Origin of the sequence: Kitasatospora sp. NPDC127035, assembly GCF_042726075.1 — a bacterium.
Taxonomy (GTDB): Bacteria; Actinomycetota; Actinomycetes; order Streptomycetales; family Streptomycetaceae; genus Kitasatospora.
This window is the reverse complement of sequence record NZ_JBHXDN010000058.1, coordinates 21464-41678: the sequence shown is the minus strand read 5'-3', so window position 1 is coordinate 41678 and position 20215 is coordinate 21464. Positions and strand designations below refer to the sequence as shown.

The 20215-nt window shown below is 74.1% G+C and carries 16 protein-coding genes; 6 read left to right on the top strand and 10 right to left on the bottom strand.

The features are described 5' to 3' along the window. Nucleotides 1-191: 191 nt before the first annotated feature. The 4 genes from ACFWIC_RS30730 (at nucleotide 192) to ACFWIC_RS30715 (ending at nucleotide 4922) form a co-directional block, all read left to right on the top strand. Nucleotides 192-1682 (top strand): Cys-Gln thioester bond-forming surface protein, encoded by a 1491-nt coding sequence (locus ACFWIC_RS30730; RefSeq protein WP_355404661.1) that lies wholly within the window; start codon nucleotides 192-194, stop codon nucleotides 1680-1682. Nucleotides 1683-1961: 279 nt separating this feature from the next. Further along, entirely contained in the window at nucleotides 1962-3626 is a 1665-nt protein-coding gene (gene ettA / locus ACFWIC_RS30725) for an energy-dependent translational throttle protein EttA (RefSeq protein WP_329949373.1), read from the top strand. 111 nt (nucleotides 3627-3737) lie between these two features. After that, entirely contained in the window at nucleotides 3738-4181 is a 444-nt protein-coding gene (locus ACFWIC_RS30720; RefSeq protein ID WP_329949374.1) for a thioesterase family protein, read from the top strand. A gap of 45 nt (nucleotides 4182-4226) precedes the next feature. Continuing rightward, a complete protein-coding gene (locus ACFWIC_RS30715) occupies nucleotides 4227-4922 on the top strand; it encodes a hypothetical protein (protein WP_329881971.1) in 696 nt (231 codons plus the stop codon). Between the two features lie 67 nt (nucleotides 4923-4989). Here the strand turns inward: ACFWIC_RS30715 and ACFWIC_RS30710 are convergent, their stop codons facing one another. The 10 genes from ACFWIC_RS30710 to ACFWIC_RS30665 form a co-directional block, all read right to left on the bottom strand. Further along, nucleotides 4990-5394, bottom strand: a complete 405-nt coding sequence (locus tag ACFWIC_RS30710; protein ID WP_329949376.1) for a globin — start codon at nucleotides 5392-5394, stop codon at nucleotides 4990-4992. Between the two features lie 123 nt (nucleotides 5395-5517). Next, nucleotides 5518-6693: an ABC transporter permease gene (locus tag ACFWIC_RS30705; RefSeq protein ID WP_380363794.1), complete on the bottom strand. Its 1176-nt coding sequence runs from the start codon at nucleotides 6691-6693 to the stop codon at nucleotides 5518-5520. Further along, a complete protein-coding gene (locus tag ACFWIC_RS30700) occupies nucleotides 6690-7607 on the bottom strand; it encodes an ABC transporter ATP-binding protein (protein WP_329949378.1) in 918 nt (305 codons plus the stop codon). Before ACFWIC_RS30700 ends, ACFWIC_RS30705 begins: the two co-directional genes overlap by 4 nt. A gap of 166 nt (nucleotides 7608-7773) precedes the next feature. After that, nucleotides 7774-9093, bottom strand: coding sequence for an FHA domain-containing protein (locus ACFWIC_RS30695; RefSeq protein ID WP_329949379.1), 1320 nt, complete (start codon nucleotides 9091-9093; stop codon nucleotides 7774-7776). Between the two features lie 73 nt (nucleotides 9094-9166). Further along, on the bottom strand, nucleotides 9167-10549 hold the full coding sequence (locus ACFWIC_RS30690; RefSeq protein ID WP_329881976.1) for a VWA domain-containing protein: 1383 nt from the start codon (nucleotides 10547-10549) through the stop codon (nucleotides 9167-9169). A 118-nt stretch (nucleotides 10550-10667) separates the two neighbouring features. After that, nucleotides 10668-12077, bottom strand: coding sequence for a PP2C family protein-serine/threonine phosphatase (locus ACFWIC_RS30685; RefSeq protein WP_380520522.1), 1410 nt, complete (start codon nucleotides 12075-12077; stop codon nucleotides 10668-10670). 3 nt (nucleotides 12078-12080) lie between these two features. Continuing rightward, a complete protein-coding gene (locus ACFWIC_RS30680; RefSeq protein WP_355404670.1) occupies nucleotides 12081-14651 on the bottom strand; it encodes a tetratricopeptide repeat protein in 2571 nt (856 codons plus the stop codon). 5 nt (nucleotides 14652-14656) lie between these two features. After that, nucleotides 14657-16024, bottom strand: a complete 1368-nt coding sequence (locus ACFWIC_RS30675; RefSeq protein ID WP_329949382.1) for a hypothetical protein — start codon at nucleotides 16022-16024, stop codon at nucleotides 14657-14659. A 160-nt stretch (nucleotides 16025-16184) separates the two neighbouring features. After that, entirely contained in the window at nucleotides 16185-17135 is a 951-nt protein-coding gene (locus ACFWIC_RS30670) for a glutamate ABC transporter substrate-binding protein (protein ID WP_380361895.1), read from the bottom strand. Nucleotides 17136-17150: 15 nt separating this feature from the next. Then, entirely contained in the window at nucleotides 17151-18581 is a 1431-nt protein-coding gene (locus ACFWIC_RS30665; RefSeq protein WP_380520521.1) for a hypothetical protein, read from the bottom strand. A 290-nt stretch (nucleotides 18582-18871) separates the two neighbouring features. Between ACFWIC_RS30665 and ACFWIC_RS30660 the strand changes: the two genes are divergently transcribed. Together ACFWIC_RS30660 and ACFWIC_RS30655 are read left to right on the top strand one after the other, a co-directional pair. Beyond that, nucleotides 18872-19447, top strand: coding sequence for a nucleosidase (locus tag ACFWIC_RS30660; protein WP_329881982.1), 576 nt, complete (start codon nucleotides 18872-18874; stop codon nucleotides 19445-19447). Nucleotides 19448-19502: 55 nt separating this feature from the next. Continuing rightward, nucleotides 19503-20150 (top strand): DinB family protein, encoded by a 648-nt coding sequence (locus ACFWIC_RS30655; RefSeq protein ID WP_380520520.1) that lies wholly within the window; start codon nucleotides 19503-19505, stop codon nucleotides 20148-20150. Nucleotides 20151-20215: the final 65 nt, after the last annotated feature.

Below are 20215 nucleotides of genomic sequence, written 5' to 3'. Positions count from 1 at the left end.
CGGAATCGTCCTAATTTCGCATGGGGGTTTCCGGGCCCCTGGGGCTCAATAGGATTCGTCTGGTTCACATCGTGAAGCAGCGCCACAGGGGGCGCGGCAAGCAAGGCGGGCTGCCATCGGCAAGGCCCGGCCCGGAGGGATCCCAGATGTTCCAGAGGCATGGGCGGAGTCTTCCGCGCATCACCACTGTCATGCTCACGACCAGCGTTGCGCTGGGCGGAAGCCTGTTCGCAGCCGGTGCGGCGGCTGCGGCCGACGCGCCGGGAGACGGTGTCACGGCAGTGGTCCAGCCGACCATGATGAGCGAGGAGATCGCCATCGAGGGCGGCCACTCGATCCAGGGCGGGCTGTTCACCCTCAAGACGGCCGACGGTGAGATCAAGACGTACTGCATCGACATCGACCACCCGGTCGACATCACCAAGGCCATCGAGTACCGCGAGTCCGACTGGAAGTCGAGCTCGCTCGGCCGCCCGGAGAAGGCTCAGGACGCCTCCAAGATCCGCTGGATCCTGGAGAACTCCTACCCGCAGGTGACGGACCTCAAGAAGCTGGCCGCCGACGCGGGCGTCAAGGGCGAGCTCACCAAGGAGGACGCCGCCGCCGGGACCCAGGCCGCGATCTGGAAGTTCTCCGACGGCAAGAACGCCACCCCGGTCGACGCCGAGGCCAAGCAGCTCCGCGACTACCTGGTCAGCGAGAAGAACAAGGGCATAGCCGCGGAGCCCAAGCCGTCGCTGAGCCTCACCCCGGACTCGGTGTCGGGCAAGCCCGGCACCAAGCTCGGCCCGTTCACCATCAACTCCAGCGCCAACGAGGTGAAGCTGGCGCTCGCCGGCGACGCCGCCGACAAGGTCAAGCTGGTCGACAAGGACGGCAAGCCGGTCGCCGACCTGGCCGGCCCGGTCGCCAAGGACACCCAGCTGTGGCTGGACGTCCCGGCCGACACCCCGGACGGCACGGCCACGGTCAACGCCGCCGCCGAGACCGTGGTGCCCAGCGGCCGCGTCTTCCTCAGCAAGGGCTACACCCCGGAGAAGCACAGCCAGACCATGATCCTGGCGGGCTCCACCAAGCTCAGCGTCAAGGACTCCGCCAAGGCGACCTGGAAGGCCGCCAAGGGTGCGCTGATCGACAGCACCGCCGTGGTCGAGTGCGTCGCCAACGGCGTCAAGGTGTCGGTCGCCAACGGCGGCGACGAGGCGGCCACCGTCTCGGTGAAGCCGGGCAAGGACCTCACCGTCCAGCCGGGCAAGATCGAGACCGTCGTCGTCCCGGTCGCCGAGGACACCGCCTACGACATCACCGTCACCGGCCCGAACGGCTTCACCAAGAACTTCAAGGGCATCCTGGACTGCAAGACGGTCAGCGTGACCACGCCGACCCCCACCCCGACGGCCAAGCCGTCGACCCCGGCGCCGACCACCCCGGCCCCGAGCACCACCCCGTCGGCGACCAAGAGCGCCACCCCCACCCCGTCGGCGACCGTCAGCACCACGGCCGCCCAGCCCGCCCCGGCGGTCACCAGCTCGGCCCCCGGCACCACCGGTGGCCTGGCCGCGACCGGCGGTAGCGACGCCACCCCGATCATCGCCGCCGTCGCCGGCGGTCTGGTCGTGGCCGGCGGTGCCGCGGTCTTCCTGCTGCGCCGTCGTGGCCGCCACGGTGGCACCGCCGCCTGAAGCGCCTCTGCCTGAAGCACCTCTGCTGCCTGGGGCGCCCCTACCCGGGGCACCTCCGCCCGAGGCGCCGAGGAGCTGACACCCGGCCCGGCCCCCCGCACCACGTGTGCGGGGGGCCGGGCCGGTCCGCGTTCGGGGCCCCGGCGGCGGGGATCGCGTGCACGGAGGGCCGTCCGCATACCCCCCAGGGGCACGGTGCGCGGTTCTGCGCTCCCGGCCGGTGCGGCACAATGGAACGCTGCAAGCCGAATACTCCCGACGACGCCGGAGCGATCTCACGTGGCGGAATACATCTACACGATGCGCAAGGTGCGCAAGGCGCACGGCGACAAGGTCATCCTTGACGACGTGACGCTCAGCTTCCTCCCCGGGGCGAAGATCGGCGTCGTGGGCCCCAACGGCGCGGGCAAGTCCACCGTGCTGAAGATGATGGCCGGCCTGGAGCACCCCTCCAACGGCGACGCCTTCATCTCGCCCGGGTACACCGTCGGCATGCTGCTCCAGGAGCCGCCGCTCGACGAGACCAAGACCGTCCTGGAGAACGTCGAGGACGGCGTCAAGGAGATCAAGGGGAAGCTCAACCGCTTCAACGAGATCGCCGAGCTGATGGCGACCGACTACTCGGACGCGCTGCTGGACGAGATGGGCAAGCTCCAGGAGGACCTGGACCACGCCAACGCCTGGGACCTCGAAGCCCAGCTGGAGCAGGCCATGGACGCGCTGGGCTGCCCGCCCGGCGACTGGGCGGTCACCAAGCTCTCCGGTGGCGAGAAGCGCCGTGTCGCGCTCTGCAAGCTGCTGCTGGAGGCCCCCGACCTGCTGCTCCTCGACGAGCCCACCAACCACCTGGACGCCGAGTCGGTGAACTGGCTGGAGCAGCACCTGGCCAAGTACGCGGGCACCGTCGTCGCGGTCACCCACGACCGGTACTTCCTGGACAACGTGGCCGGCTGGATCCTGGAGCTCGACCGCGGTCGCGCCATCGGCTACGAGGGCAACTACTCCACCTACCTGGAGTCCAAGCAGTCCCGCCTCAAGGTCGAGGGCCAGAAGGACGCCAAGCGCGCCAAGCGGCTCAAGGAGGAGCTGGAGTGGGTCCGCTCCAACGCCAAGGGCCGTCAGGCGAAGTCCAAGGCGCGTCTGGCCCGCTACGAGGAGATGGCGGCCGAGGCCGACAAGATGCGGAAGCTGGACTTCGAGGAGATCCAGATCCCGCCGGGCCCGCGTCTGGGCAGCGTCGTCATCGAGGTGGAGAACCTCAACAAGTCCTTCGGTGAGAAGGTCCTGATCGACGGCCTCAGCTTCACCCTGCCGCGCAACGGCATCGTCGGCATCATCGGCCCGAACGGCGCCGGCAAGACCACCCTGTTCAAGATGCTCCAGGACATGGAGACCCCGGACAGCGGCACGGTCAAGGTCGGCGACACGGTCAAGATCAGCTACGTCGACCAGAGCCGCGCCAACATCGACCCGAAGAAGACGCTCTGGGAGGTCGTCTCCGACGGCCTGGACTGGATCAACGTCGGTCAGGTCGAGATGCCGTCCCGCGCCTACGTCTCGGCGTTCGGCTTCAAGGGCCCGGACCAGCAGAAGCCGGCCGGCGTGCTCTCCGGCGGTGAGCGCAACCGCCTCAACCTGGCGCTCACCCTGAAGCAGGGCGGCAACCTGCTGCTCCTCGACGAGCCGACCAACGACCTCGACGTCGAGACCCTCTCCTCGCTGGAGAACGCGCTGTTGGAGTTCCCCGGCTGCGCCGTGGTCATCTCGCACGACCGCTGGTTCCTGGACCGGGTCGCCACCCACATCCTCGCCTACGAGGGCGAGAGCAAGTGGTTCTGGTTCGAGGGCAACTTCGACTCGTACGAGAAGAACAAGGTCGAGCGGCTGGGTGCGGACGCGGCCCGTCCGCACCGGGCCACGTACAAGAAGCTGACCCGAGGCTGACACCCAACCGTCACAACGGCCCGGCAGACTCGCCCTCCTGGGCGGCCTGCCGGGCCGCGGCCCACCGGCACCGAAGCCCGGCCGGGTCACCGGACGTCGAGGAGAACACCCGTGGCACGCCACATCTACGCCTGTCCGCTGCGCTGGTCCGACATGGACGCCTTCGGGCACGTCAACAACGTGGTCTTCCTGCGCTACCTGGAGGAGGCCCGGATCGACTTCATGTTCACCCAGGCCGCCGCGGCCGGTGCGGGGGAGTTCGCGGGCGGTTCGGTGGTGGCCCGCCACGAGATCGACTACAAGCGCCCGCTGGTCCACCGGCCCGAGCCGGTGACCGTCGAGACCTGGGTCACCAAGATCGGCGGCGCCTCGCTGACGGTCGGCTACGAGATCAAGGACACCGCCGAGGACGGCACCGAGACGGTCTACGTCCGGGCGTCGACCGTGGTCGTCCCCTACGACCTGGCCGAGGGCCGGCCCCGCCGGATAAGCCCGGTCGAGCGGGGGTTCCTGGAGCGTTTCATGGACGAGGAGCCGGCCGTCGCGGCGGTCTGAGCGGACCGCAGGACCCCGCCCCGCTACCGGATGTGAGCTGAAGCGTTGATCAGTACCGCCCCCCTCGCCCTCGCCGGCACCGGGGAGGCCGCCGACCTGGCCGCCTTCCTGGTCCGCCTGCTGCGTTTCGACAGGGCGGCGGCGGTCCGGTTGCAGGGGGTGCCGCGGCCCGGGGCCGGCGGCGGCGTGCTGGCCGTCTTCGGACGGCTGCCGCTGGGCGGTTCGGGCGCGCTGGCGGTGCGGACCGCGCGGCTGGTCGAACTCGGCGGGCCGGTCGACCTGACCGTCTCGGCCGGGCAGCTCCTGGACGGCGTCGACACGGAGGCCGGCACCGTCACCCTGCCCGGGCCGGTCACCGGCCCGGCCTGGGCAGGTCTGCTGCCGCCGCGCACCGGCTGGCGGCCGGTCGGCGAACCGCCGGCGGCCCGGGTGTATCCCGAACTGATGGCCGCGGTGCGGGAGTTCAGGGAGCGCAGCGAGGCCGTCCCGGATCACCACCGGACCCGTGCCGTGCTGGACGCGCTGGCCGACGAGATCTGGTCCCGCCCGGTCACGGCGCTGCCCGAACTGCCGCTGCGCGCCGCCCACGCGGCCTACGTGATCGGGTTCCTGGCCCCGACCGCCCCGCTCACCGTGCACCGGGCCGGCGGCTGGCTGAGGCTGAGCGCCCCGGCCGGGTCGGTGGCGGTCCGTACGGCGGCCGCGCCGGGCGCGGGGCTGGGGCTCAGCCCCGTCCGCTGAGGCGGGTCGGGCCGTCCGCCGGACCCGGCCCGGCCCACCGGGTCGGGCCGTCGGGTCGGCCGTGCGGTCAGCCCTCGGTGTTGATCATCGAGGCGGCGGCGTACGTGAGGTAGTCCCAGAGCTGCCGCTCCGCGTCGGCCGGCAGGGCGAGTTCGTCGACGGCCACCCGCATGTGCTTGAGCCAGGCGTCGTGCGCCGCGCGGTCCACCCGGAACGGCACGTGGCGCATCCGCAGCCGCGGGTGGCCACGCTGGTCGCTGTAGGTGCGCGGGCCGCCCCAGTACTGCATCAGGAACAGCGTGAACCGCTCCTCGGCCGGACCGAGGTCCTCCTCGGGGTACATCGGCCGCAGCAACTCGTCCCCGGCGACGCCCTGGTAGAACCGGTGGACCAGCCGCCGGAAGGTCGGTTCGCCGCCGACCTGCTCGAAGAACGTCTCCTCGCTGAGCGTGCCACGCCGGATCTCTTTCACCCGACCATGGTCGCAGACGGCGGCGGGGCCGTACACCGGGACCTGGGGACCAGGACCGGAGGTGTACGACCCCGCCGCCGATGCCGTGGCGGTGGCCGCGGCGCCGGCGCCGCCGCCGGAGGATCAGTCCTCCCAGCGGAAGAGCTTCCACGAGATGCCGGTCAGCACGGCGGCGAAGAGCAGCAGGCCGCCCATCGCCGGCAGCGCGTCCGTCACGCCGCCGCCCCGGGAGAGGACCGACTGGGCGGCGGTGACCAGGTGCTTGAGCGGCAGCGCCTCCGAGATCGCCTTCAGCCAGCCCGGCATGTCGTCGGTCGGGAAGAACGAGCCGGACAGGAACGACATCGGCAGCACGATGATCTGCGAGAGGCCGTTGGCCGCCTCCTCGGTCTTCGCGATCGAGCCGGCCAGCAGACCGATCGACATGAAGGCGATGGTCGCGCAGACCACCAGCGGGATGATCAGCCACCAGTTGCCGGTGAGCCGGAGGCCGAAGAACGGCATGGTGGCCACCACCAGGAAGATCGCGGTCTGGGCCAGTGCCGTCACCACCGACACCGCGATCCGGGAGGCCACGATCGACCCGGCGCTCACCGGGGCCAGCCGCAGTCGCCGCAGCACCTTCTTCTGCCGCCAGCCGACCAGGGTCAGCGAGGCGCTGAACACCGCGCCGGTGGCCACCGCCCAGCCCAGCAGGCCGGGGGTGAGGAACTGGATCGGCTTCAGCGCCTCGTCCTCGACCTGGCTCGCGTCCAGGGTGTACGCCGGCGGTCGGCCGGACGCGGCCTGGTTGGCCTGCTGGACGACGGAGTTGACGATGCCCTGGACCGAGCCCGCGCGGACCTGGTCGGCGGCGCTGTAGCGCACGACGACCCTGCCGTCCGGCCCCTCCTTGATCATGGCGTCCAGGTCGCCCTTGCGGACCTTCTCCAGCGCGGCGGCCTCGTCGTCGCCCCGGGTGATGGTCAGGACCTTCTCCAGCCCGGCCCGGCCCTCGCCCTGCACCGCGTCCAGGACCTTGACCGCGCCGACCTGCTCCACCTTGGCGTGCGGGCTGGAGGCGCCCTTGAGGAGGGTGCCGAAGAGCAGCAGGAACATCAGCGGGAAGAGCATCACGAAGAACAGCGCGGTGCGGTCGCGGACGAACGAGACCAGCATGACCCGGGAGAGGCTCGCGAAGGCGGAGACCCGCTCGCGTTCGGCCGGTGCGCCCGCCCCGCCCGGTCCGGCGGGCGTGCCCGCCGGGTCGGCGGACCGTTGGTCCGGGACGGCGGCGGACCCGGTGCGTTCGGTGGTCATGCGCGGTACTCCCGTCCGGTGAGCTGGAGGAAGACGTCCTCCAGGGTGGCGCCGCGGACCTCCAGGCCGCGCAGCGCGTTGCGCTCGGCCAGGACGGCGAGCACCGGGGCCGGCAGCCGGGTGGAGAGGGAGAGCGAGACGCCGTCGTCCTCCAGCGAGGTGATCTCCGCCCCGGCGGCGGTGAACAGCTCGCGCGCGGTGTCCACGGCCAGTTGGCCGGACTCCACGCTGATCCGGACGGTGTCGTCGATCTCGCGGACCAGCGCGGCCGGGGCGCCGGTGCGGAGGATCCGCCCGCGGTCCATCACCGAGACGCGGTCGCAGAGCACCTCGGCCTCGTCCAGGTAGTGGGTGGTCAGGACGACGGTGCGGCCCTCGGCGTTGATGTCCCGCAGCAGGTCCCAGAGGTTGCGGCGGGCCTGCGGGTCGAGGCCGGTGGTGGGTTCGTCGAGGAAGACCAGTTCCGGGCCGTGGACCAGCGCGCAGGCGATCGAGAGGCGCTGCGCCTGGCCGCCGGACATCTTGTCGGTCATGACGCCGGCCGACTCGGTCAGGCCGACCCGCTCCAGCATCGCGTCGGCGCGCCTGGGGCCGACGCCGTAGAAGGAGCCGAAGGTGCGGATGGTCTCGCGGGCCGTCAGCTTGGTGAAGAAGGCCGAGGCCTGGAACTGCACGCCGATGCGCGGCAGCAGCTTCGGGTTGCGCGGCCAGGGCGCCAGCCCCAGCAGTTCGACGCGCCCTTCGTCGGGCTTGCGGATCCCCTCCAGGATCTCCATCGTGGTGGTCTTCCCGGCGCCGTTCGGGCCCAGGATTCCGTAGAATTCGCCGGCCTCGACGGTGAGTGACACCCCGTCGACGGCTTGTACGTCCCCGTACCGCTGACGGATTCCGTCGGCGGATATTGCAGCAGTCATGGGCAGTGAGCGTACGGGCGCGGGGCAGCCTTGGGCAGAGATCCGGGGCTGATTTGATGATCATTTTTACAATGAACGCCGACCGCCCTGGCCGGACGGACGGTGACGTCCGTCCGGCCGGGGCGGTCGAGTGGCCGGACTGCCGGCCCGGGCGGGCCGGCGGGGCTCAGGCGCGGTGCAGGGTGATCGTCGTCCAGGCGCCGACGTGGACCCGGTCGCCGTCGCCCAGCGGGATCGCGGTGTGCGGGGCGATCGGCTCGCCGCCGCCGTTCACCGTGGTGCCGTTGGTGGAGTCCTGGTCGACCAGCACCCAGCTGCCGTCCGCCTGTTCGGCGAGGAGGGCGTGCTGGTGCGAGGCCCCCGGGTCCTCCGGCGGCACCGAGAGGTCGATCTCCGGCACGGTGCCGCGGTGCTGGCTGCGCCGGCCGATCCGCAGCTGGCCGCGCCCGGTCAGCGGGATCCGGCGCTCGGGGCAGTACGGCGGGAAGAACAGGCCGGCCGCCTCGGGGCCGCTGCGGGCCATCATCTCGGTGAAGTACTCGCGGTCCGCCGCGACCACCGCGAACCAGGTGCTGCGGACCTGCTCGGGGGCCTGCCCCTGCGGCGGCTGGGCCTGCTGCGGGGGCATCGGCGGGGCGAGGTGGAACGAGGTGCCGAACTCGTCGCCGCGCCGGGTCGGGCCGGGCTGGGCGTAGACCGGGCCGGAGTCCTCGCGCGGTGCGGTGCCGGGGTACGGCGCGCCCTGGTGCGGGGCCTCCTGGTAGGCGGCCTCCTGATAGGGCGCTCCCTGCGGGGGCGCGCCCTGGTGCTCCTGGTACGGCGCGCCCTGGTGCACGGGCTCCTGGTACGCGGCTTCCTGGTACGCGGGCTCCTGGTACGGGGCCTCCCGGTAAGGGGACTCCGGGTACCCGGCCGCCTCCTGGTAGGGAGCCTCCTGGTACGGCGGAGCCGCGTGGGCGGGGGAGGGGCCCTCCGACCCGTGCGCGGGCGGCGGGTAGCCGTACCCGGCGGGCGGGCCTGGCTGCGGCGGGGCCGCCGGCGGCTGGGGGGCGGCGGGCGGCTGCGGCGGGCCGCCGTACGCCGCCGGGATGTTGAGCGGCGCCGGCGGGGGCGGCGGTGCCTGGGCGGGGACGCCGAAGGGCTGCTGGGCGCGCTGGGGCGCGGAGAGGTCGTAGTCGTACCCGCACTCCTCGCAGAACCGCCCGGTCTGCGGGCTGCGGCAGATCGGGCAGACCACGAGGCCCTCGGTGAGGTCCGGGAAGCCCCGCGGGTTCGACGGCGGCACCGCTCCGGGCGGGACGGCCCCCGGCGGGGCTGTCGGACCGCCGTACGGCGCGCCGTGGCCACCGTGCGCCCCCGGGCCGCCGGGTGCGCCGGCGAGCGTGCCGGGCGGCGGCGGTACCGGCTGCGGCGGCGTCATCGGGAAGCCGCAGAAGTCGCACCAGTCCTCGGCCTGCGACTCATGGCCCCTCGGGCAGATCGGCATCAGGTCCCCCCTCAATTCCAGCAAGCCGGGGCAGTGTCCGGCCGGGGTTGCGGCCCGGTCGGCTCGTCGGCGGTCACTTCTTCACACGGACGGTCTTGGTCGACCGGGTCTCAAGGGTCATCGAGTCGGCCTCGCTCACGTTCTTACGGAACCGAACGGTACCCTCCTTCGGGTCCACCACGTCCACCACCTTCTGCAGCAGCTTGAAGGTGCCCTCGTTGCCGGTCGCGTGGGCGATCCGGACGGCGGCGCCGAGCTTGGCGGTGGCCCGGTCGACGTCCCCGGCCCGGTGCGCCTCCAGCCCCTCCTGGATGGACGAGGCCAGCTCCGCCTGCCCGGTGTAGTGGGCGACCTGCGGGCTGATCCGGGTCGACGAGGCGAGATCGTCGGTCCAGACCGCCTTGACCAGGCCCTGCGACAGCACCTCCGGCGTCCCCCCGGAGACCGACGGCGGCAGGACGAGGCTGATCCGGGCGGCGAGCATCTCGTTGCCGACGGCGGAGGACGGGACCTCCACGCAGACGTGGTAGTCGCGGCTCTCGTCGCCCCACGAGCCGGTCGGGTAGTCGCCGGCCCGCGGCCCGGCCTCGGTGCGGCGTTCGGTGAGGTCCTCGACCGAGGGGGCGACCTGCTTGACGAACCTGACGACCGCGTTGGCCGGCGTCCAGATCCGCAGCGCGACGTCGGCGACCTGCTTGCCCATCGCGCCGGCCATCATCGAGCGGAAGTCCTCGGCCAGGCCGGAGGGCTCGGCGACGATGTCGACGGTGCCGAGCAGCGCGGAGGAGATCCTGCGCAGCTCGTCGACCCGCCAGTCGGTGCCTACGCCCCGGCAGTCCGCCGTGAAGTGGCCGCCGACCCGCTCGATCGCGCGCTCCAGGTCGGCGGCGGTCTCGTGCTCGTTGTTGCCGTCGGTCAGCAGGATGGCGTGCCGGATGGCGATGTCGCGGCGGGTCAGGAACAGCTGGTCGGCCTTGGCCAGCCAGGTGCCCATGGCGGTGCCGCCGGCCGCGGTGAGGCGGCGCAGCGACTCCTTGGCCCGGGCCCGGGTGGCGTCCGAGGCGATGGCGAGGGTGCCGTCGCCGGGGAAGACGTCGCGGGCCTCGTGGGTGCCGGCGACCACGGCGAAGGCGACGCCGTCGCGGACGGTGTCGATGGCGGCGGCGGTGGCCTCGCGGGCGCCGCGCAGCTTGCTCGCGGGGTAGTCCATCGAACCGGAGCAGTCCACCAGGATCACCACGGCGGCCGACTGCGGGCCGGCGCCGCCCGGGCCGGCGTCGGTGACGCCGGGCGGGCGGGCGCCCTGGGTGCCGAGCGGGCGGCCGCCCGAGGTGCCGCCGCCGGTCGCGGTGACCGTCACGATGGCGTTCACCTCCCGGGCGCCGTCCGCGAGGAACTCGTTCTGGAAGATCTCCACGTCGAACCTGGGCAGGTTCGGCTTGGCCAGTGTTGCCATGGGCGGGTGGCTCCCGTCGGATGGTCGGATGGTGCGGGCGGTCGGTGGGCGTGCAGCGGGGTGGCGGGTGGTGGCGGTCCGCCGGCCCGGTCGGTGCGTGGCGTCCCGGCCTCCGGGCTCAGCGGGCCGCCGGGGGCCGGACCGGGCGCGGGGGGACGGCCGGCGGCTGCGGGGGGAGGGGCGGGACCGGGGGCAGCGGAGCGGCGGCGGAGCCGATCACCGGGATGTCCGGCAGGGTCGGGTCGTGGTCCTCGTCGTCCGCGTCCGCCGGCCCGGATCCGGCCGCGGTGATCACCGGAAGGTCCAGCGCGGTCGCGGTCCGGCCGTCCTCGCCCTCCGCCGGTTCGGCCGCCGGGGGCGGGTCGATCGGGATCACCGCGACGGTGATGTTGTCGTGCCCGCCGGAGGCGACGGCGAACTTGACCAGGGTCTGGGCGGTGGCGAGCGGTTCGGTGCGGGCGTCCGGACGGACGAAGTAGGCGAGGTCGGTGGCGGCCTCGGCGTAGTTCCAGAGTCCGTCGGTGCAGATCAGCAGCACGCCGGGGACGTGCGGGGTGAAGTCGAGGGTGTGCGGGACGACCTCCTCGGCGTCGGCGCCGAGCCAGCCGGTGATGGCGTGGGCGCGCGGGTCCGCGTAGGCCTCGGCCTCGCCCATCAGCCCGGCCTCGACCATCCGGGCGGCCCAGGAGTCGTCCTGGGTGAGCCGGAACGGCTCGGCGGAGACCCGGTCGTCCGGGATCCAGTACGCGCGGGTGTCGCCGACCCAGCCGATGGTGACCCGGCCGCCGGTCGCGATCGCGCTGACGTAGGTGCAGGCGGGCGCGTTGACGTCGGGCCGGAGCGGCTTGGTGCCGTCGGTGGCCAGGGCGGCCACGGCGGCGGCGGCTTCGGCGATCGCCCGGCGCATGGCCGCGGTCGGTTCCTGGCCGGCCTCCAGCGAGCTGAGCAGCGACTCGGAGGCGGCGTCGACGGCGGTCTCGGAGGCCTGGTCGGGCCGGTCGGAGGAGGAGACGCCGTCGCAGACCACGGCCACCACGACCGGTTCGCCGCCGGGCAGCGAGGTGGCGGCGACGGTGAAGGAGTCCTCGTTGCGGTGGTGCCGGACACCCCGGTCGCTGACCCCGGCGACGCCGCCGAGCGCCTTCTCCATGTGGTCGCGGGGGCGCGGCTGGGCGCGGCCGCAGGCCTCGCAGTAGCCGTCGCCGGTGACCTGCTGGAGCCCGCAGTGTGCGCAGGCGGGTCCGCCGTGCGCAGCCGCGGCGCCCGGTGCACCCGTGGCGCCCGGTGCACCCGCGGCGCCCTGGAGGCCCGGCGTGCCGTTGGCGCCCTGGGAGTTCTGCGCCGGGACGGTGGGCGTGTCGGGCAGGGTCGGCGCGTGGCGCTCGTCACCGTCCCGGGCTGCGGACCAGCTGGGCGGCATCGCGCCGGGGGCGGGACGGCCGTCGCGGCTCGCCCCGCAGGAGCCGCAGAAGACGTCCCCCGGGTCCATCGGCTCGGCACAGCTCTGGCACACGGTCTGCTGCGGCATCTCTTACACCCACGTCCTGGGGCGGGCGCGGTTGGCCCGCTCCACCATGTCGATCCTGTTCTCGGCCCGGTCGGCCAACCGGGCGAGTACCCGGTATGACTGCTCCAGGGCGAACCGCAGTTCCCGTTCCACCGCGGGCCGTCCCAGCACGCTGACCTCGCCGGTTGTCCGGCCCACGCCGGTCTCGCCGGGTGACCCGGCGGTGACCCAGCCGAGCGCGGCGCCGAGCACCTCGACGGCGAGCTCCTCGCGGCGGCGGTCGTCCAGGCGCAGCGCGGTCAGCTGCTCGGAGCTCGCGCCGAGGTCGGCGCCGAGCGGGTCGGTGGCGGGCCGCTCGCGCAGCCGGGCCCGGACGGCGGCGATCCGGGCGGGGGTGTACTGGCTGGAGGTGGCCGGCACGGACTCCAGGACGGCGACGGCGCCGGCCCGGTCCTCGTCGGCGAGCCGGACCCGGGCCAGCCCGAAGGCGGCGCTCAGGTAGCTCTGGTCGGTGCTCCACACCAGACGGTAGAACTCGGCCGCGTCGCCGCCGTCGCCGAGGAGTTCGGCGCAGGCGGCGAGGGCCAGCTTGGGGGCGGCCTCGCCGGGGAAGGCGTCGTAGACGGCGTCGAAGGCCTCGGCGGCGGCGCGCAGCGCCTCGTGGTCGGGCGCGCCGGGGTCGGCCGCGGCGGAGACCAGCGAGGTCAGGCCCCGGTACCAGACCACCCGCCAGTCGTCCGGGTACTCCTGGTCCAGTGCGGCGAGGGCCTCGACGGCCCGGGTGTGCCGGCCGAGTTCGAGCAGGGCGCGCAGCTCGCGGAGCCGGCGCTCGGCGGAGTCGGCGGGCGCGCCCTCCAGCGCGGCCAGCGCCTCCCCCGGGCCGGTGGCGAACAGGGCGGCGAGGAAGCCGGCGTTGGGGTCGGCCGGGTCGACCCGGGGGACGGGCAGGGCGAGCGCGGCGGCGGCGGGGTCGAGGGCGGCCAGCCGCAGTTCGCCGGGCCGGACCGTCGGTGCGACCAGCTCGGTGTCCACCACGCGCAGTTCGGGGCCGAACAGGGTGGAGGGCGCAGGTCGGGCCCGCCCGTCCTGGAGGGCCAGCACCTCGCGCAGGACGCCGGTGAGCTGGTCGGCCATCTCCTCGGCGGAGGCGAACCGGCGGGCCGGGTCCGGGTCGGTGGCGCGGACGAGGAAGCGGTAGTACGACTCGTACGCGGCGAAGACCGGCACGGACTCCGGGCCGGGCAGGGTGTCCCGGTGGACGGTGGAGTAGCCCTGGAAGTCGAAGCTGAGCACGGCGAGGGTGCGGGCCACCGTGTAGAGGTCGGAGGCGGGGGAGGGGCCGTCGGTGGCGATCTCCGGTGCCTGGTAGCCGATGGTGCCGTAGATCGGGCCGTCGTCGTCGAGGCGGCGGACGGCGCCCATGTCGATGATCTTGAGCGTGTCGCCGCTCTGGATCGCGTTGTCGATCTTGAAGTCGCAGTAGACCAGCCCGCGGGCGTGCAGGTAGCCCAGCGCGGGCAGCGCCTCCAGCGCGTAGGCGATCGCCTGCTCGACCGGCAGCGGCTCGCGCCGGCCGTCCGGGGTGCGGCGCTCGTTGGCGATGTCCTTGAGCGACTTGCCGCCGACGTACTCCATCACGATGTAGCCGTCGGTCGCGCCGGTGCGCAGGTCCGGGTGCTCGGCGAAGTTGATGATGCGGACGATGCTCGGGTGGTCCACCTCGGCCAGGAACCGGCGCTCGGCGACGGCCACCGCCAGCGCGTCCTCGTCCCCGGTGTCCAGCAGGCCCTTGAGCACCACCCACTTGTCGCTGACCCGCCGGTCCACCGCCAGGTAGATCCAGCCGAGCCCGCCGTGCGCCAGGCAGCCCACCACCTCGTACTGGCCGCCGACCAGGTCGCCCCGGCGCAGCTTCGGCGTGAACGAGTACGGCGTGCCGCACTTGGTGCAGAACCCCTCCGGGCGGCCCGGCGTGCCGTTCCGCTCCCGGCCCACCGGGGTGTCGCACTTGGAGCAGAACCGCTTGCGCTCCGGCACCTCCGGGTTCACCAGCACCGCCTGCGCGGGGTCGGCCGCGGCGACGGTCGGCACCGTCACGAGGCCGGCGCCCAGCCGGTGGCGGGTGCCCACGGTGCCGCTGCCCCGGCTGCTGCGCACCGAGACCGACCGGCCGCTGCCGGTCCGGGTCGAGCGGTGCGAGCGGGAGCGTCCGGACAGCGAACGGGACGAGCCGGTGCGGGTCGAGCCGGTGCGCGAGGACCCGGTGCGCGAGGAACCGGTGTCCGGGTCGAGGACGGCGCGCCCGGTCGGGGAGTGCGCGGAGGTGGTCCCGCCGGAGCCCTCGGGCGGCGTGAGGCCGCACTCGTCGCAGTAGCCGTCGGCGTCGATCGTCCCGGAACAGGCGCGGGGGCACGGCAGGCCCGGGCCCGCCGGGGCCCGGACGGCCTGCCGCGCGGCCGGTACGGCCGCGCCGGTGGCGGTCCTCACGGAGACGGAGGAGGTGCCCGCCGGGGCGAGGCCGCACTCGTCGCAGTAGCCGTCCGTGTCGATCGTCCCGCTGCCGGTGCACTCCGGCCGTACGCACGTCTCGCCCATCACCCTCAGCCCCCCAGTCCCTGTCCCTGTGCCGCCTGTCCGTCGACCGGCTCCCCGCCGGCCGGCGCCTGTGCCGCCTCGCCCTGTGCCGGCCGCAGCGACTGCTGGAACCGGGCCACCGCGCCCGCCGCCGCGCGCAGGTCGCAGGGCGCGCTCCAGAGCAGCCAGCGCGCCTTCTCGTACCGCTCCACCACTTCCGGGTCCTCGGCCACCCGCAGCCGGGCGGCCATCGCCTTGTACGCGTCCAGGCGCCCGCGCAGTTCGGCCCGGAAGGCCAGCGGCTGGGTCACCTCGGTGAGCGACTGCCGGGCCCGGGCCAGTTCCTTGGCGGCCGCGTCCTCCAGCGCGTCCAGCAGCGGCGCGAGCCGGTACCACTGCCCGTTCTGCCGCAGCTCCAGGGCGACCACGATCCGTTCGCGCAGCGCCGAGGCCGGGCCCGGGACGGCGGGCACCTCGGTCGCGGCGATCTTCGCCAGCACCTCGCCGCGCGCGCGGCGGGCCTCGGCCAGCGTGACGTCGGCCCGCTGCAGCAGCTCGCCGACGCCCTGCAGGCGCTCCTCGGCGTCGTCGCGCAGCCGCAGCAGGTTCTCCAGCTCCAGCCGGACGCCGTCCAGCGCCCGCCCGGCCCGGTCGAACCGCTCGGTGTCCACGACCCCGGACGGGGTGGCCAGCGCGCCGCCGTCCGGGACGGTCCCGCGCTGGGCGGGGACCCGGGCCGGCCGCCAGAGCGCGAGCGGGTCGCTGCGCACCTCGGCCCGCAGCGCGTTCAGGTCGGTCTCCAGCCCGACCAGGTCGTCGCCGAGCGGGTGGCCGCCGGGGTGCACGCCGAGCGAGCCGGCCAGGGTCTGCACCCGGCGCAGCTCGGCGAGCAGCAGGTCGATCCGGGCGGGCAGCGCCGTCCAGACCGCGTCCGCGGCGGAGACCACCTCCAGCACGGTGGCGTACCAGGAGTTCATCCGGGTCATCAGCCCGTCCAGGCTGACCCGTTCGACCAGCCGGGCGGGCGCGCCGAGCAGTTGCGCGCCGTCCGGTGCGCCGCCGGGCACGGTCACCGCGTCGCCGGTGAGGAGCTCGCTGAGTTCGGCGAGTTCGGGCCCGCCCGGTCGGGCCTTGCGGGCCCGCACCGCGCGGGCCGAGGCGAGCGCCTCCGAGTAGCGGTCGAACAGCGCCCAGAGCATCGGCAGGCCCTGCCCGGCGACGGACCACCGCTCCTGCGTCCGCCCGGACAGCGCGGCGCCGTCGAGCAGCCGCAGCCCGGGGTGGTCCTGGAGGGAGAGCAGCGCGGACTCGACCGCGTCGCGTTCCGCGCCGAGGCGCGCCAGCGCGCGGTCCACCTCCTCCCGGCTCAGCACCGGGCCAGCAGAAGCCGCCAACGCCCTCTCTCCTCCTCCGCCTGCTCCGTGGTTCCCTGTTCCGTGCTTCGCCGCTCCGCGGTCCCCGGCTCCGTCCCGTGCTCCGCGGGGCCTCCGCCGAGATCCGTCCCGACCCTAGCGGGTGCCTCCCGGGAGCCCGCCGTCCCGGCCCTCGGGGTCGTCACCGCGGCATCGGCCAGTAGTGCTCGGCGTCGTTCAGCAGGTACGGCTTGAGCCAGCGGTCGTACGTGCCGCGCCAGGCGCCGCTCGTGTGGTAGTCGCCGAGCACCTGGTTCACCCGGGCCGTCAGGTCGGTGCTGGTCTTCAGCATCGCGATGCCCATCACGCCCGGCCGGACCTCGCCGTCCACCACCCGGACGGTCTGGTCCTGGGCCGCCTGACTGGCCGCCAGGACGTCGTCCGTCATCGTCGCGTCGACCTTGCCCAGCTGCATCAGCACCAGGCAGTCCAGGTTGTTCTCCGGGGTGACGAGCTCCTTGATCGGGCGGTTCTTCAGCTCCTCCAGGGCCGAGGAACCGGCCGCGGCGCAGGCGGTCGTGCCCTTCAGCGCCTCGTCGAGGTTCTTCGCGGTGGACGACTTGGGCACCACCACCCGCTGGCTCATGGTGAAGTACGGCCGCGAGAAGGACACCTGCTCCATCCGCTCGCAGGTGATCGTCATCGTGCGGATGATCAGGTCGACCCGGCCCTCCTGGATGAACTTGATCCGCTCGGCGGTCGGGACCGCCTTGAGCGTCACCTTCTCCGGGTCGCCCATGATCGCGGTGCCGATCGCCCGGGCGAGGTCGATGTCGAAGCCCTCGATCTGACCGGTGTTCGGGTTGCGCGAGCCCCAGCGGTAGCTGTTCAGGTCGATGCCGATGACCAGGCTGCGCTTGGCCTTGATGGCCTTCACCGCGGGCCCGTCCTCGCCGCTCGGCGGCACGCTCCTGTACACGTCGCAGGCGCCCGCCTGCTCCTGCCGGGGCGCCGAGGCCGCCTGCACCTCCAGCGGCGCGCCGCCCGCCGGCGCCGCGCCCGGCGACCCGCTCCCGCCGAGGACCGCCGCGCCGGAGGCCAGCAGCGCCAGCGCCACCGCCGTCCGGGCCGCCCGTACCGTTGCCCTGCTCATCTTCCCGTCCCCCCTCTACCGGTACTCGGCCAGTCGGCGGCCCAGCCCGCGGACCGCCGCGGCGGCCGCGAGCAGGCCCAGCACCGCGACGGCCACGGCCGCGGTGCGCAGGTCCCCGTCGACCCCCAGGGCCGCGTCCCTGAACCGGCCCTCCTCCAGGGTGGCGGCCCTGGCCAACTGCTGGTCGACGGCGTTGAACGAGGCGTCGGCGGTCTTCGGCACGTCCGCCTCCTTGACCGTCACCGTCGCGTCCAGGGCGCCCTGGTAGTCGCCGTCCTTGTTCTCCAGGTCGCTCGCCGCGGTGTGCCGCTCGCGCCACTGCTGGTAGTCGAGCCGCGCCTGGTCGAGCGCTCCCCGGGCCTCCGGCGGTGCCAGCGTCTGCGCCTCCACCAGCGTGCCGGTCGGCGCGGTGCCGGGCTGGGGGTCGGTCGCGACCAGGTGCCCGGAGGTCTTCGACCAGAGCTCGGCGTACTTGGCGCTGGAACCGCGCGCCACCAGGTGCAGGTTCTCCGCCAGCCGGGCGGTCAGTACGTCCACCCGGGCGGAGTTGAGCACCCGCAGGGGCGCCGCGCCCTCGCGCTCCGCGCGCCGGAGCGTGGAGCCGGCGCCGGTCGCGGCCACGGTCAGCCAGAGCACCCCGGCCAGCACGGCGGCGGTCGCCGCCAGCAGCCCCGGGTTGAACACCCGGTTGGTCCGCCGGAACAGCGCCATCTGCACCCAGACCAGCGCCGTCAGCACGATCACACCCAGCAGGTACCCGGCCCACGGGGTGGCCCGGGCGTCCGCGAGGTCGTCGGCCAGCGCCTCGTTCTCGGCCGCGATGAGCTTCTCGGCGGCCGGCAGCAGCCCGGTGCGCATCTGCTCGGAGGCGTACCGCAGGTAGGCGCCGCCGAGCGGGAATCCCTGCCGGTTCTCGGCCCGCGCGTTCTCCACCAGCCCCGCGTACACCGGGACCTGCTGGTTGAGGGTGGAGAGCCACTCCTGCGCGGGGGAGGAGGTGGTGGTCCGGGCCGCCGCCTCGGAGATCAGCTGGGACGCCGTCCTGAGGTCCTGCTCGTAACGGGCCCGGACGGCCCTCGGCTCGGCGCCCGCCAGCAGGAAGCCGGTCGCCGCGGTGGTGTCCGCGTCGGCCAGCGAGAGATGGATGTCGGCGGCCGCCTGGCTGAGCGGCTGGCTGTACCCGACGACCCGCTTCGCGGCCTGCGCCCGGGAGTTCAGCTGGGCGGCGGTGAGCGCGCCGAACGCCAGGGTCAGTACCGCCAGCAGCGCCCCGGCCAGCCGCAGCCGGCCCGGGGCCGTCCGGGTGGCCTGCCCCAGCCGGGCGATCGGCCCGGTCGCCACGGCCACCGGGCCCGGGCCGCCGCGCCCCGGCGCGACCGCTGATGAACCGTCGGGCCGCCCCGGTGCGAGCGCGCCCGACCCCTTCGTACGAACCGGTGTCGCCACCAGCCTCACCCTCCCCTGTGGCCCGCACCCGCATTCGGGACCCGGCCGTTGCCAGCAGTATGGCCGTCACTCCCCGCGGCCACACCCGAGTTGCGCCGATCTTGAGCTTCTCCGCAGCGCTGCGCGCCGCCGGACCGGGTGTCTCCCGGGCCCCGGGCCCCCAGGGTGCGGGGCGGGCGGCGATCGGGTCGACGCGGGAAGCACCCTATGCGGTTCCCCGGACAGTCGGAGGGCTGGGGTCCGCTTGTGCCGGTCCGGTGACGGGGGCGGCCGCTCCGTACGATGGCGGCATGCGTCTTCTGGGAACGATCTCCGCCGACCGTCCGCTGCTCGTCGTCGCCGTCCGGGAGGAGGCCGCCCACCTCGGCGACCGGCTCCCGGTCCTGCTGACCGGCATCGGCAAGCTCAACGCGGCCGCCGCACTGGCCACCGTCCTCGCCCGGGAGACCCACCCCTCCGAGGTGGTCAACCTCGGTACCGCCGGAGCCCTGCGCCCCGGCTGGGAGGGCACCCACACCGTCACCCAGGTGATCCAGCACGACATCGACACCCCCGCCCTGTTCGCACTGACCGGCCGGACGTACGGCGCCCCCCTGGTCGTCGGCAAGGGCGACGGCCCGGTGCTGGCCACCGGCGACCTCTTCGTCTCGGACCCGGCCGCCCGTGACCGGCTGGCCGAGCACGCCGACCTGGTCGACATGGAGGGCTACGCCGTCGCGACCGTGGCCCACCGCGCCGGCGTCCCGGTCCGCCTGGTCAAGCACGTGAGCGACGAGGCCGGCGACGGTGCCGCCCACACCTGGCGCGAGTCCGTCGACACCTGCGCCCGTCACCTCGCCGACTGGCTCCACGGCCAGGGCTGGTGAGGACCGGTCGGCCGCCGGGGCCGTCTGGCCGGTGCCCGTGGTTAGGGTGGCGGGCGTGACCGAGAACACCGTGGCCGATGGCGGCGCGAGCGACGAATCCGTGACCGGCGATTCCGTGACCGGCGATTGCGTGACCGGCGATTCCGCGATCGGCGGGGTGGCGACCGGGGACGTGGCGACCGGGAGGCCGGTGGACGAGGGCCGTGCGGGCGGGCGGGCCGACCTGCGCCCGCCGGGGGTCGACGCCGACGAGCACACCACGCTGCTCACCTTCCTGGACTACCTGCGCGCCTGCGTGATCGCCAAGACGGACGGCCTGTCCGACGAGGACGCCCGGCGGCCCGGGGTGGCGTCCGGGACCAGCCTGCTCTGGCTGGTGCGCCACCTCACCGCCGTCGAACTGAACTGGTTCCTCTGGGCGTACCGGGGTGACGACGTCGAGCTGTGGGACGACGAAGCGCTCTCGCCCGGCGACGAGACGGTGGCGGAGTCGGTGGCCGAGTACCGGGAGGCGATCGTCCGGGCGAACGCGGTGATCGGTGCGGCGGCGGAGCTGGACCGCCCCGGGGCGCGGTCGCTGCGGCCCGACGGCGAGGCGCCGTCGATGCGTTGGCTGCTGGTGCACATGATCGAGGAGACCGGGCGGCACGCCGGGCACGCCGACATCCTCCGCGAGCAGCTGGACGGTGCGGTCGGTCGCTGACGGTCTCCGGCCGCGACCCGCCGTTCCCGCCGTCCGCGCGGTCCCCGCCGTTCCCGCCGTCGACG

What these genes read in the sequence shown, in the direction of transcription:
- ACFWIC_RS30660 (WP_329881982.1), top strand. Translation starts at nt 18,872, where the DNA reads ATGCGTCTTCTGGGAACGATCTCCGCCGACCGTCCGCTGCTCGTCGTC.
- ACFWIC_RS30695 (WP_329949379.1), bottom strand. Translation starts at nt 9,093, where the DNA reads ATGCCGATCTGCCCGAGGGGCCATGAGTCGCAGGCCGAGGACTGGTGC.
- ACFWIC_RS30685 (WP_380520522.1), bottom strand. Translation starts at nt 12,077, where the DNA reads ATGCCGCAGCAGACCGTGTGCCAGAGCTGTGCCGAGCCGATGGACCCG.
- ACFWIC_RS30700 (WP_329949378.1), bottom strand. Translation starts at nt 7,607, where the DNA reads ATGACTGCTGCAATATCCGCCGACGGAATCCGTCAGCGGTACGGGGAC.
- ACFWIC_RS30680 (WP_355404670.1), bottom strand. Translation starts at nt 14,651, where the DNA reads ATGGGCGAGACGTGCGTACGGCCGGAGTGCACCGGCAGCGGGACGATC.
- ACFWIC_RS30670 (WP_380361895.1), bottom strand. Translation starts at nt 17,135, where the DNA reads ATGAGCAGGGCAACGGTACGGGCGGCCCGGACGGCGGTGGCGCTGGCG.
- ACFWIC_RS30730 (WP_355404661.1), top strand. Translation starts at nt 192, where the DNA reads ATGCTCACGACCAGCGTTGCGCTGGGCGGAAGCCTGTTCGCAGCCGGT.
- ACFWIC_RS30705 (WP_380363794.1), bottom strand. Translation starts at nt 6,693, where the DNA reads ATGACCACCGAACGCACCGGGTCCGCCGCCGTCCCGGACCAACGGTCC.
- ACFWIC_RS30690 (WP_329881976.1), bottom strand. Translation starts at nt 10,549, where the DNA reads ATGGCAACACTGGCCAAGCCGAACCTGCCCAGGTTCGACGTGGAGATC.